The sequence below is a fragment of the Amycolatopsis sp. WGS_07 genome (genome assembly GCF_045278895.1).
In the GTDB taxonomy this organism is placed as follows: Bacteria; Actinomycetota; Actinomycetes; order Mycobacteriales; family Pseudonocardiaceae; genus Amycolatopsis.
The window spans coordinates 2,163,175-2,175,759 of record NZ_CP136053.1 but is presented as its reverse complement, the minus strand read 5'-3'; the positions used below and the strand labels follow the sequence as shown (position 1 = coordinate 2,175,759).

Annotated in this window: 12 protein-coding genes; 2 read left to right on the top strand and 10 right to left on the bottom strand. The window is 70.3% G+C overall.

Features of this window, described 5'->3' with window-relative positions; genetic code table 11:
* Positions 1–23: 23 nt before the first annotated feature.
* The 8 genes from rlmB to RPX00_RS10030 form a co-directional block, all read right to left on the bottom strand.
* Positions 24–980, bottom strand: coding sequence for a 23S rRNA (guanosine(2251)-2'-O)-methyltransferase RlmB (gene rlmB / locus RPX00_RS10065; protein WP_406639255.1), 957 nt, complete (start codon positions 978–980; stop codon positions 24–26).
* A gap of 30 nt (positions 981–1,010) precedes the next feature.
* Positions 1,011–2,396 (bottom strand): cysteine--tRNA ligase, encoded by a 1,386-nt coding sequence (cysS, locus tag RPX00_RS10060; protein WP_406639254.1) that lies wholly within the window; start codon positions 2,394–2,396, stop codon positions 1,011–1,013.
* A 45-nt stretch (positions 2,397–2,441) separates the two neighbouring features.
* Positions 2,442–3,128, bottom strand: a complete 687-nt coding sequence (locus RPX00_RS10055; protein ID WP_406639253.1) for an HAD family hydrolase — start codon at positions 3,126–3,128, stop codon at positions 2,442–2,444.
* A 55-nt stretch (positions 3,129–3,183) separates the two neighbouring features.
* The gene (locus RPX00_RS10050; RefSeq protein WP_406639252.1) at positions 3,184–4,656 is read right to left on the bottom strand and encodes an ABC transporter substrate-binding protein; all 1,473 of its coding nucleotides are present in this window, start codon (positions 4,654–4,656) and stop codon (positions 3,184–3,186) included.
* The gene (locus tag RPX00_RS10045) at positions 4,653–6,650 is read right to left on the bottom strand and encodes a hypothetical protein (RefSeq protein ID WP_406639251.1); all 1,998 of its coding nucleotides are present in this window, start codon (positions 6,648–6,650) and stop codon (positions 4,653–4,655) included. The genes RPX00_RS10050 and RPX00_RS10045 overlap by 4 nt, the downstream gene beginning before the upstream one ends.
* 201 nt (positions 6,651–6,851) lie before the next feature.
* Positions 6,852–7,316, bottom strand: coding sequence for a 2-C-methyl-D-erythritol 2,4-cyclodiphosphate synthase (gene ispF, locus RPX00_RS10040; RefSeq protein ID WP_406642846.1), 465 nt, complete (start codon positions 7,314–7,316; stop codon positions 6,852–6,854).
* 5 nt (positions 7,317–7,321) lie between these two features.
* Entirely contained in the window at positions 7,322–7,978 is a 657-nt protein-coding gene (locus RPX00_RS10035) for a 2-C-methyl-D-erythritol 4-phosphate cytidylyltransferase (protein WP_406639250.1), read from the bottom strand.
* Between the two features lie 55 nt (positions 7,979–8,033).
* Entirely contained in the window at positions 8,034–8,525 is a 492-nt protein-coding gene (locus RPX00_RS10030; protein ID WP_184782632.1) for a CarD family transcriptional regulator, read from the bottom strand.
* A gap of 274 nt (positions 8,526–8,799) precedes the next feature.
* Here RPX00_RS10030 and RPX00_RS10025 point away from each other — a divergent pair, with 274 nt between their 5' ends.
* Together RPX00_RS10025 and radA are read left to right on the top strand one after the other, a co-directional pair.
* The gene (locus RPX00_RS10025; protein ID WP_406639249.1) at positions 8,800–9,471 is read left to right on the top strand and encodes a hypothetical protein; all 672 of its coding nucleotides are present in this window, start codon (positions 8,800–8,802) and stop codon (positions 9,469–9,471) included.
* A 43-nt stretch (positions 9,472–9,514) separates the two neighbouring features.
* Positions 9,515–10,876 (top strand): DNA repair protein RadA, encoded by a 1,362-nt coding sequence (gene radA, locus RPX00_RS10020; protein ID WP_406639248.1) that lies wholly within the window; start codon positions 9,515–9,517, stop codon positions 10,874–10,876.
* On the opposite strand, the gene RPX00_RS10015 is transcribed toward radA, so the two are convergent.
* On the bottom strand, positions 10,877–11,986 hold the full coding sequence (locus RPX00_RS10015) for a hypothetical protein (RefSeq protein WP_406639247.1): 1,110 nt from the start codon (positions 11,984–11,986) through the stop codon (positions 10,877–10,879). It abuts the gene before it with no gap.
* Positions 11,983–12,585, bottom strand: coding sequence for an RNA polymerase sigma factor (locus tag RPX00_RS10010; RefSeq protein ID WP_406639246.1), 603 nt, complete (start codon positions 12,583–12,585; stop codon positions 11,983–11,985). The genes RPX00_RS10015 and RPX00_RS10010 overlap by 4 nt, the downstream gene beginning before the upstream one ends.

Here is a 12,585-nt window from a genome sequence, read left to right as displayed (position 1 = left end):
GGTCAACGATTCCGCCGGAAACGTCAGACGCGTCCGGCGATCCGGCGGCGGCGGGCGACCTCGGCGAGCAGCACGCCGGCGGCGACCGAGGCGTTCAGCGATTCCACGCCGGCGGCCATCGGGATCGACACCGTCGCGTCGCAGGTCTCGCGGACCAGCCGGGAGAGGCCGCGGCCTTCCGAGCCGAGCACGACGACCAGCGGGTCCGCGGCGAGGTCGAGCGCGTCGATGTCGACCGTGCCGTCCGCGTCGAGGCCGACGATCATCAGGCCCTTCGAAGCCCACGCGCGCAGCTGGCGGGTGAGGTTCGTGGCGACCGCGATCGGCAGCTTCGCCGCGGTGCCCGCGCTGGTGCGCCACGCGACCGCGGTCATCCCGGCGCTGCGGCGTTCCGGCAGCAGCACGCCCTGCGCGCCGAACGCCGCGGCCGAGCGGATCACCGCGCCCAGGTTGCGCGGGTCGGTAACCCCGTCGAGCGCGACGAACAGCGGGGTGCTGCCCGAGTCGCGCGCGGCCTGCATCAGGTCGTCGGGATGCGCGTACTCGAACGGCGGCACCTGCAGGCCGAGGCCCTGGTGCATCGCCCGGTTGGTCTTGCGGTCCAGCTCCTCGCGCGGGATCTCCAGGATCGAGATGCCCTTGTCGCCTGCCAGCCGGACGGCCTCGTTGACCCGGTCGTCGATGTCGATGTTGAGCGCGACGTACAGCGCCGTGCCCGGCACGTCCGCGCGCAGCGCCTCGACGACCGGGTTGCGGCCGGCGATCAGCTCCGGGCGGTCGGCCTTCTTCTGCCGGGCCTGGTCACGCTTGGTGGCGGCGTTGGCAGCGCGGTACGCCTTGTGCCCTGGCCGGTCCTCGGCCTTCGGCGTCGGGCCCTTGCCCTCGAGCGCCTTGCGCCGCTGCCCGCCCGAACCGACGACGGCACCCTTCTTGGTGCCTGCCTTGCGGATGGCACCTTTGCGCTGTGAGTTGCCTGCCATGAGTCCTCAATCTCTGCTGCCGCAAGGGGGTCAGGAGTTCCTGACCGTCCATTGCGGACCGTTCGGGGTGTCTTCCACCGCGATCCCCGCCGCCACGAGACGGTCGCGGGCGGCGTCCGCGCGGGCGAAGTCCTTCGCCGCACGGGCCTCCTGGCGTTCGGCCAGCAGGGCTTCCACGAGCGTGCCCAGCGCGTCGCGGACGGGAGTGTCCGAACCGCCGTCCGCCCAGTCCTCCGACAGCGGGTCGAGACCGAGCACGCCGGTCATGCCGCGGACCGTGCCGGCCAATTCGAGTGCCTTCGTGGTGTCGCCGCCGTCGAGGGCGGCGTTACCGTCGCGGACCGTGTTGTGCACCACGGCGAACGCGGCCGGCGTGGCCAGGTCGTCGTCCATCGCCGCGGCGAAGTCGGGAGCCACTTCGCCAACGGGAACCGCGCCAGCCGACTCCGCGCGGCGCAGGAACGCCTCGATCCGCCGGTAGCCCTGCGCGGCTTCGGAAACCGCGCCGTCGGAGTACTCGACAGTGGACCGGTAGTGCGGCTGCACCAGGTAGTAGCGCAGTTCGGGCGCGCGGTAGCGCTCCAGCATCGCCGGAATCGAGACCGTGTTGCCCAGCGACTTCGACATCTTCTCGCCGGACATCGTCACCCACGCGTTGTGCAGCCAGTAGCGGGCGAACCCGTCGCCGGCCGCGTTCGACTGCGCGCGCTCGTTCTCGTGGTGCGGGAACACCAGGTCGACGCCGCCGCCGTGGATGTCGAACTCGGCGCCGAGGTAGTTGGTCGCCATCGCCGAGCACTCCAGGTGCCAGCCCGGCCGCCCGTCGCCCCACGGCGTCGGCCACGACGGCTCGCCCGGCTTCGCGCTCTTCCACAAGGTGAAATCGCGCGAATCGCGCTTGCCGCGGGTGGGCGTCTCGCCCTGCTGGACCTCGTCGAGCTGCTGGCCCGACAGCGAGCCGTACTCCGGGAACGACTTCACCGAGAAGTACACGTCACCGTCGACGGCGTACGCGTGCCCGGCCTCGATCAGCCGCTCCATCAGCTGGACCATCTGCGTGACGTGCCCGGTCGCGCGCGGCGTGACCGACGGCGGGAGGCAGCCGAGATCCTCGTACGCCTTCTCGAACGCCCGCTCGTGCGTCGCCGCCCATTCCCACCACGGACGGCCGGCGTCGGCGGCCTTGGTGAGGATCTTGTCGTCGATGTCGGTGACGTTGCGGACCAGCAGCACGTCCAGTCCACTGTGGAGCAGCCAGCGGCGGAGCACGTCGTAATTCAGCATGCCGCGGACGTGCCCGATATGCGGTACTCCCTGCACGGTGGCCCCACACACGTAGATCGACGCCGTTCCGCTGCGGACGGGATTGAACTCCCGAGGGGCACGGGTCGCGGTGTCGTACAGGTGCAAAGCCACGAGGTAAAGGGTACCGGGGCCGACTGTGGGAGACGTCGCAGGACGTCAGAGCACGCCGTGCTCCCGCAACACGCCTAGCAGCGCGTCCGGCCGCTGGGCGGTGGGCAGGGGGTCGACCAGGGCGAACTGGCAGCCCAGCGCACGGGCACCGCCGTCGGCCTCCTCGCTGTCGCCGACCATCAGCGTTTCCTCCGCGCGCACGCCGAGCCGCTCGATCGCCGTCTGGAAGATCTCCGGCTCCGGCTTCACGGCTCCGACCTCGAAGGACAGCGTGAACTCGGAGACGTGCGCGTCCCAGCCGCGCTGGCCGAAGGCGGGGCGGATGTCGAACGCGATGTTGCTCAGCACGCCCGCCTTGCGCCCGCTGCTCGCGACCGCCTTGAGCGCGGCCTCGGTGTCCGGGTACGGCGTCCACTGGTCCGGCGTGATGAGCTGCTTGTACAGCGTCTCGGCCTGGTCGCGGCGGGGCACGCCGGACAGCCGCAGCACCTCGAGGTACACCTTCCGGTGCAGCTCCGGGTCCCGGTCGCGGTTGTGCCAGGCGTGCAGGTGCTCCTCGTCCAGTTCGACGGACTGCTCGACCGGCGCGGTCATCCGCCGCATCAGCTCTGTCTGGGCTTCGACGTCGAGCGCCGCGCCGTCGTCGTCGCGGACGTCGGAGAGCCAGCCGTCCTGCTGCTCTAGCCGAAAGAGAGTGCCGGAGAAGTCGAACAACACCGCGTTGATGGCCACGCGCCAACCTTATCCGGGGTTCCGGGTGCGATGCCGCCCGTTTGTGGCGTCCGGCTCAGCTCGCCGGGACGTACAGCTCCACGAACTCCGGCGGCGCGTCGAGCCGGACCCGCAGGATCGGCACGGCCTTGTTCACCGGGTCGCCGTGGTCGTCGAACGAGATCATGCCGCTCGCGCCCGGGACCGCGGACTGCCCGTGCAGCCGGTTCTTGGCCTGCAGCACGTCCTGCGCGGTGACCTGCTCCGGCGACGACCGGGGGATGCCCCGGATGGCCCAGATCACGGTCAGCGTCGCGTCGTGCGCCAGGATCGCGATGCCGTCGTCCAGCCGTTCCTTGGGGAAGACCGCGGTGAAACAGCCGTCGCACGCCGGTTCCTCGAAGCTCGCGATGGCCGCCTTGTTGAACGAGTCCGGATGGTCGCGCCAGGCCTGCGGATGGGCGAGGCCGGGGGCGAGCACGGTGACGTTCGCCTGCAGGCCGCGGCGCATTTCCGGGCTGGGCGGGCCGACCTGGGCCAGATCGCCGGTCAGCACGGTCAGGTGCCGGTCGAGGCAGGGCCGCTGGGCGAGCTGCGCGACGAACGACTTCAGATGGTCCTCGCGGCCGGCGAAGTACACGACGTCCGGGTTGTCGCCGCAGATGTTGGGCATCATCTGCAGGAACGTGCTCGCCATGCCGGGCAGGCTGGAGTTGTAGTACTCGGTGCTCCCGACGATCCGGTGCGTCGAGTCGGCGAAGGTCTTGACGAACGCCGTGGCCAGCGTCTTCGGGTACAGGTCGTCCGGGTTCTGGTCGCGTACGACGGTGGCCGTGTGCGCGGTCGGCTTCACGTAGCCCGCCATCGAGCTGCCGTAGGTGGAGCTGGTCGGGGACACCCGCAGGAACCCGGGGATCTGCGAGAACTCGTCGGCGGCCAGATGCGAGGCGACGACCGGGATGCGGTTGTCGGACAGCCGCTGGATGGCGCTGCGTGCGGTGTCGAGGCTCAGCCCGATCCCGGTCACGCCCACGATCCGGTCCGTTCCGGTGCGGCTGATCAGGTCGTTGACCACGGGTTCCCACTGTTTGAGCTGGCTGCCGGGGTTGGCGAGCAGCAGCCGGATGAGCGGCGGGCCGCCCCACGACTGCGTCTTGTTGGCCCGGTGCTGCGCGACGTACGCCCCTTCGAGCTGATGGCGCACCCATTCGTGGGAAAGGATGTCGTTGTCCGTGAGCGTCATCGGCAGCAGCACCGCGATGGTCACGTACGGTTTCCCGCTTCCGACAGCGTCGGCATTTTCCTGATGAATTCTGTTTTCCACATCAGCGAGGTCGGGTGAGAACACGAATTCGCCGTCAGTCGTGCCAACGCATTCGGAATTCTCACCGCGTTCCTGGACGCCGGGGCCGCAGTTATGGTTCGCCTCGACGACCGCGGGCACCACGACGAACGCCACCACGGCGATGACCGCGACCAGCGCCACCACGCCGCCGCCCCACAGCCACTTCGCCCAGGACGGCCGGGGCGGTTTGATCCGTTGCGTCATCGGTAGCGCTCCGCTCGTTCGTGCAGCAGCATCGATCCTCGTCCCCGGCCTTGGGCCAGATGGTGGAATCCGCTCTCGATGGTGGAGTTGAGGGTGCCGCCCGGGTCGCCGAGCGGATCGCGCGCCAGCCACAGCGAAACGACCAGCCACGCCACGGTGGTCTCCAGTTCGCCCTCCCATTCCCCGACGTGCTGCTGCACCTGGGTGTAGGGATCCGCGTTCTCGACCAGCCGGTTGGGCGCGGCGGTGATCGTGTCCAGTTCGGCGAGCCACGCCTCCGCGGTCGGCACGTCGAACTCGGCGTGCGGCGCGCTGAGCGGCTTGCACAGATGCGTCACCACCGCGTCGACGTTCTCGAGCGCCAGGTCGTGGTAGCGAGCGGCGGCGACGCGGCCGTTCTTCTCGTAGAAGTCGCGGCAGCGCGTGTGCACCTTCTCCCAGTTCAGCGGGTGATCGTCGGACCGCGAAGCCAGTTTCCGCAACAGCAGCCTGCGCAGCCACGGATGCAGGACGTACCGCGACGGATCGTCCGGATCCGCGCGCAGCCACAGCTGATCGGCGAGCTGCTTGAACAGCGGGCCCTCGCCCATCGGATTGCGCAGATCGAGAATTTCCTTGTGGAACAGCATTTCCACGTCCACCGCGGCGCTCGCGGTGACGAGTTCCTGGCGGCTCGCGGCGGAAAAGTCCTGCAGCAGGTAGTCGCACATCTGCGCGAGCAAAGTGGACTCGCTGCCGTCGGCCGCGATTACCTTGGTGTACAAGGATTCCCGCAGGGTGTTCGGATTGGCCGGATCGTATCGCGCGGCGAGGGTCTGGAGCACCTCCCGCACCGCGCCGGGGTGCCCGTCGGTCAGCCGGGTCAGGAAACGCGGCAGCCGCGACGTCGGATGCACGTCGTGCGCGGCGGCGATGTCGACGACGTCACCGCTGGACAGCGTGCCGAGTTCCAGCAGATACCACGGGGTCCAGCGGTTGTCCGGCTGGCCGGGGATCCAGTCGGTCTCCACGTGCGCGGGCTGGCGCGGCACCGGCCAGTCGAGCCCGCTGGTCCGGTGCTCCGGATTCCGGCGGATTTCCCGGTCGCTGCCGGGATGCGCGGTGACCATCGACCAGCTTTCGCCCCAGTCCGGATTCCACGTCCGGCTCGTCGCGACCACCACGAGCGGATCGGCCTCGTCCGGCGTGTGCCTGCGCGCCTCGGCGAGCGCGCGCAAGAAGTCCTGCCCGCCCTTGGTGTGCGCGTTGTCCAGCAGCACCAGGCAATTCAGTGTCCGCCGGCTGCCGGAGATGCCGGAGTACGCGCGGCGCAGGTCGGCGAGGAACGCGTCGCAGATGATCGCGTCGACCGCCGCCCGGTCCTCCTCGTCGCCGTGCGCGTGCTTGGCGATCTCGATCAGGAAGTCCTGGTGGTTGCCGTGTCCGGTCGGCATGGCCTTGACCTTGCCCATCAGCCGCCGCCGGTCGTACCAGCTGAGCCCGCGCAACAGCAGATCGGTCGCCTCGTTCCAGCCGGGAAGGTTGTTGCCGGACGTGACGCCGCCGACGAGCTTCACGACGTCCACGATCGCGTCGCGATTGCGTTCCAGCGGCTGGTTTTCGGCGATCAGGTCCCGGAGCTTGCGCAACGCGACCCTGCGGTCTCCGGTTTCCACCGGCGCGCTGAGCACGAGCATGCACAGCCACAGCCGGGGAAACGCGATACGGCCGAATTGCCGCCATTGCCTGCCGAGATCGAAAGCCAAGTGCCCCAGCAGTTCCCTCGGCTGAATCTGCTCCCAGTCGCGCCGCTCGAAATCGACGAGCGCGTGCGGGATGTCCGCGCATCGGGCGCGCAATTCCTCCAGCAGCGCCGACTTCCCCGAGCCGCGCACGCCGAGCGCCACCGCGATCGGCAACGGCCTGCTCTGCCCGCCTGGACGGGACAGCAGTTCCTCGACCAGCCTCCCGGTGATCGACCGTACTCCGGACAATCGATGCGCATCGACGGGCATCGTCCCCCTTTGGCCGGGCGGCCCCGCTCCCTGCCGCCGCAAACGTCGCGGAATAACTATAATGAGCCGTGCGGGCGCGCGCAGAAGTTAGCGCGGATCTTGCCCGATCAGGGAAGATCATTTTCCACGGATCGTGTTGTACTCGCTGGTCAGCTATCCGGGAAAATGGAATATCACGATTTCCGCGCGCGCGAATTTCGTTCAGTCGCGGATCAAGAGCGCGGTCGCGACCGCCGCGATGCCCTCGCCGCGGCCGGTGAGCCCGAGTCCGTCCGACGTCGTTCCGGAGACGCTCACCGGGCCGCCGACCGCGTCGCTCAGCACCTGCTGTGCCTCGTCGCGCCGTTTCCCGATCCGCGGCCGGTTGCCGATCACCTGCACCGTCGCGTTGGCCACCCGCCAGCCCTCCGCCCGCAGCAACCCGCGCACCTCGACGAGCATGTCCGTGCCGTGCGCGCCGTCCATGCGCGGATCACCGGTGCCGAAGACCGCGCCGAGATCGCCGAGGCCCGCGGCGGACAGCAGGGCGTCGCACAGCGCGTGCGCCGCGACGTCGCCGTCGGAGTGGCCCGCACAGCCGTCGGCGTCCGGCCACCGCAGGCCGGCCATCCAGCATTCGCGGCCCGGTTCGATCGGATGGACGTCGACGCCGTTGCCTACCCGCAGATCGGTCACAGGGGATCCTCTCGGTCCCCGCCCGCGACAAGCGCCTCGGCGAGGGTCAGTTCGAAGGCGCTCGCGACGCGCATCGCGTCCGGATCGCCGGGGACGACGGCCGCGCCCGCGGTGTCGGCGACGCCGGGGTCGGCGGAACCGGCGAGCGCGGAGCGGAACGCGGACAGGGAGAACCCGATCGGGGTTTGCGCGGTGCGGAGACCGTCGCGATCCACCGTGGCGGTGACGATTCCGGTCTCGTCAGTGGTTTTCACCGTGTCGGACATCGGCAGCACCGGCACCGCGGCGGACGCGCCGTCCCGGACCGCGGCCAATACCTGGCGGACCGTCCGTTGTGGAGTGAACGCCCGCAGCGCGTCGTGCACCAGCACTACGGCGTCGGCGGAAAGAAGCGGCTCGACGGCGGAAAATACCTGCCGGAGCGATTCGCCGGAAATGACCCGGCATTCGACGCCGCTGAGTGCGTCCGAAAACGGTTTCGCACACCGCTCGGGGGCTGCGGCGACCACCAGATCGATCTCCGGTGTGCCGAGCAGCCCCCGCACGGTGTGCGTGAGTAGTGCTGCACCACCGACCGCCGTGAGCGCTAGCTCGGGATCGGCCGGACGGTGCGCGACAGTCACGAACGCGACGCTGTGCACCTGAGGGTTCATCAGGTCGTGATCGTAGGGAACCGGTTGCCGCGGCGGCGAACCGGAGGACCCGGGGTCAGACCGTCGCGGTCTCGAGAACCTCGTCGAGGAGCGTTTCCGCCTTGTCCTCGTCGGTGCCCTCCGCGAGTGCTAGCTCGCTGACCAGGATTTGCCGTGCTTTCGCCAGCATGCGTTTCTCGCCGGCTGAAAGTCCGCGGTCCTTTTCTCGCCGCCAGAGGTCGCGCACCACTTCGGCCACCTTGTTCACATCGCCAGAGGCGAGCTTCTCCAGGTTGGCCTTGTACCGCCGAGACCAGTTCGTGGGCTCTTCGGTGTGCGGAGCACGCAGAACATCGAAGACCCTGTCCAGTCCTTCTTGCCCGACGACATCGCGTACGCCGACGATCTCGGCGTTGTCCGCGGGCACGCGAACCGTAAGATCCCCTTGCGCGACTTTGAGGACGAGGTACTTCTTTTCCTCGCCCTTGATCACGCGGGTCTCGATGGCTTCGATGAGTGCGGCACCGTGGTGCGGGTAGACGACGGTCTCTCCGACCTTGAAAACCATGTGTCCTCTGCCCCTTTCGCTGACTCCATCCTATCACGGCCCGTCGGCGGCCACCTAGCGGCCCGGGATCGTCGTCGCAGGTCAGCGGCCTGGGCGGGGCTTGACAAACCGGTTTTCGCCGTGCTCATGCAGGTGAGCCGACAGCGCCCCGACCGGTGCCGTGGGATCCTTTGTGGACAGTCGATCGGCCGGGAACGCACACCGGTTCCGCGCGCGCGGAACCGCCCGGCTAGTCTTCGGGAAGGACGAGGCCGTGAAAGGGAAGGACTCTGACGTGAGGCTGCAGAATCGCCGCGTGCTCGGCGCAGGCGTGTCGGCGCTCGGCGCCGCACTCGTGCTCGCCGGTTGCGGAGCCGGTCAGATCACCCAGACCGACACCCAGCAGCCCGCCGTCAACGGCACCTACGCCCAGGTGAAGACGATCGTGCTGCGCAACGCGGCGGTGCAGTACCCGGCGCAGGGCCCCGGCTACGCGGCCGGTTCGCCCGCCCCGCTCACGCTCACCGTCGTCAACCAGGGCCAGAAGGACGACAAGCTCGTCTCGGTGACCTCCGAGGGCGCTTCCGCCCCCGCGCAGATCTCCGGGGACGCGGCGATCGTCGCCGGGCACTCGCTCGTGATCGGCCCGGCCGACGCCGTCGAGCAGGGCGCTCCGGCCCAGCCCGAATCGGCGAACAGCACCCCGGCGTCGGAGACGAACTCCGCGGCCAACTCGGCCCCCAGCAGCGCGCCGAACTCCTCCGCCCCCGGCTCGGCGTCGAACGCGCCGCAGGCGGGCGAGAACGGCGGCGCGGCGAGCCCGCTCGGCACCGCCAAGGTCGTGCTGCCGGGCCTCAAGCAGCCGCTGTGGCCGGGCGCGACCATCAAGGTCACCTTCACCTTCCAGAACGCCGGCCCGATCGTGGTCGAGCTGCCGGTCGCCGCGCCCGCCCACGCGGGATCCTGATCGCCGCCGCGTTTCTGTCGGTGCTCGCCGATAGCCTCGCGGCGTGGTGAAGAAGACCAGCACCGTCCACCGGTGCGCGGAATGCGGGTACGAAACGGCGAAGTGGGTCGGCCGCTGCCCGGAATGCCAGGCGTGGGGCACGCTCGAGGAGCGCGGCTCCGCGAAACCGGCGATCGCGCGGGTGGCCGCCGGAGCCCCGAGCGCGCCCGCGCGGCCGATCGCCGAGGTCGACGTCGAGGCGGCGCGGGCGAAGGCCACCGGCGTGCCGGAGCTGGACCGGGTGCTCGGCGGCGGCCTCGTGCCCGGCGCGGTCGCGCTGCTGGCTGGTGAACCCGGGGTCGGCAAGTCCACGCTGCTGCTCGAGGTCGCCTATCAATGGGCGGTCACGGCCGGGCGTTCGCTGTACGTCACGGGCGAGGAATCCGCGGGACAGGTCCGGCTGCGCGCGGAGCGCACCGGCAATGTGCACGGCGAGATGTACCTCGCCGCGGAGAGCGACCTGTCCGCGATCCTCGGGCACGTCGACGCGGTGAAGCCGGGCGTGCTGATCGTCGATTCGGTCCAGACCATGGCGTCGCCGCAGGTCGAGGGCTCGCCGGGCGGGGTCACGCAGGTCCGCGCGGTCACCGCCGGGCTCGTCGCGCTCGCCAAGGAACGCGGCCTGCCGGTCGTGCTCGTGGGACATGTCACGAAGGACGGTTCGGTCGCCGGTCCGCGCGTGCTGGAGCACCTGGTGGACGTGGTGCTGCAGTTCGAGGGGGACAAACATTCCACGCTGCGGATGGTGCGCGGCATCAAGAACCGGTTCGGCGCGGCGGACGAGATCGGCTGTTTCGAACTCACCGAGGAAGGCATCGTCGGGGTGCCGGATCCGTCCGGGCTGTTCCTGAGCCGGACGGCGGAACCGGTGCCGGGCACCGCGGTCACCGTCGCGGTCGAGGGGAAGCGGCCGCTGCTGGGCGAGGTGCAGGCGCTGGTGTCGAGCAGCGGCATGCCCCAGCCGCGGCGCGCGGTGAGCGGCCTCGATTCGGCCCGGGTCGCCATGGTGCTGGCCGTGATGGAAAAACGCGGCCGGATGAAGCTGGGCGACAAGGACGTCTACGTCGCCACGGTGGGCGGCATGAAGATCACCGAGCCCGCGATCGACCTGGCGCTGGTGCTCGCGCTGACCTCGTCACTGCACGACGTGGCGCTGTCGCCGCGGTTGGTGGCGGTCGGCGAGGTCGGGCTGGCCGGCGAGATCCGGCGGGTGCCGAATGTTGGGCGCAGACTCGCCGAGGCGGCCCGGCTGGGCTTCACGCACGCGCTGGTGCCGCCGGATTCCGGCAAGCTCCCGGACGGCATCCGGGTGCTGGAGGTGCCGGACGTGGCGAGCGCGCTCAACGCGGCGAGTCACGCGAAATGATCAGTCCCCCGCCCGGTCGGTGATCCCGGAGGAATACTGCGCGGAGCTGGCCAGGGTGCCGGGCGCGAGCCCGGTCAGGGGGCTTTCGGCGATGACCCGGACGTCCGTCAGGGCCACTCGGGTCGTGCTGACCGTCACCAGCACCTTGTACAGGCCGTTGGACGTCACGTACTCCCTCTGGTCCGAGCCGGGCGAACCGGGCGTCGTCGGAGCGGAGATCACGCTGCTGAAGCCGAGCACTGGGCTGTCCAGCAGCTTCAGGAAGGCAATCCGCGTATCGCGCGGGATCCGTTCGCTCGAGAGGACGCCCAGGATCAGCCCGGTCGCGGACGGGTAATTGATGCGGACCTGGAACGGCGGCTCACCGCCGTAGTTCAGCGGCTGTGGCGTCGGCCCGTTCTGCCAGGCGGGCAGTTGCTGGAGGCGCTGGTCCTTGAAGAGGAGCCGGCGCAGCTCGCCCGAGTTGGCCGGGAGGTTGACGAGGGCCTCCGGGTCCGGAGCGGACCGGTCCGGCGAGAGGTCGGTCGCGCCGCTGGGAGAACGGAGGTCGGGGCTGAACCTCCCGCCGGGCGCGGATTCCTCGTTCTGCGCCGGCCCGGGCAGTTTCGCGGCGTGCTGTGGCTTCCCGCTGAGCAGCTCCGGCGGTTCGGACCGGGACCAGCGGCGTTTCCAGACCCCGGCCGGGTCGGCGGGGATCCACATTTCCACCTGTTCCCGGACCCTGAACACACTGCTCCCGCCCACCCACGCCGTGCCGGTGTATTTGGTCACGAGGTGAGTGAACGGCGCGCCCGCTTCGCGGGTGCTAGCCGGGCCCGCGGGTGCCAGCGTCGAGGGCGTGCTGGCGAGTTCCCTGGCCACGACGACGCCGCCGGTCAGCACCGCGACGGCGGCGGCCACGGCGATCCATCGCCACGCGCCGGAGCGCTTCTTTCGTTGCGGGACAACAGGTTCATCCGAATCGCTCGCTGCCGCGGCGGCCCGCATCAGGCTCGTGCGGGCGCGGTCGAGTTCGACGCGGTCGGTGCTCGTCTCGTGCGGGTTCAGCGCGGCGAGGGCCTCGTCGAGTTCGGCGTCGGACCACAGGTGCCGCACGGTGTCGTCGTTCACTGTTCCTTCGCCTCCTCGCGGATCGATGCTGCGTTGGTGCGGAGCCATCTGCGGATGCGGTGCAGCCTTGATCGCACCGTGCCCGGCGGGACGCCGAGCGCCTCGGCGACTTCGACCGGTTCCAGCCCGGCCCACGAGACCAGCAGCAAGGTGTCGCGGTCGGCGGCGCTCAGCTTCGCGAGCGCGCCGGCCAGCTGTGCCGCGCGGGCCTGGGCGTCCACCTGCTCGGCGACCCGGGCGTCGTGCCCGCCCTGGCCTCGGTCGCTGGAGTTCGCGAGCCGCGCGGTGGCTCGCAGCGCCCGGGTTTCGCTGCGGATGTGGTGGCGCAGCAGGTTCGTCGCGATCCCGTACAGCCACGAGCGCGCGGTGCCCAGTTCCGGCTGATACGAGTCCCGTCGGCGGAGCGCGACGAGGAACGTCTCGGCGACGAGGTCGTGCGCCGTGTCCGGGCCGACCCGGCGTGCCAGGTAGCGGTGCATGGTCGCCGCGTGCGCGTCGAACAGCCGCCCGAACGCCGGGGCGGGATCGGGACCGCCCAGGTCAGGGCGGTCCGGCGAGCCGGTCGACACCGGCTCGGGACCGTCATGGGTCACCTGCAT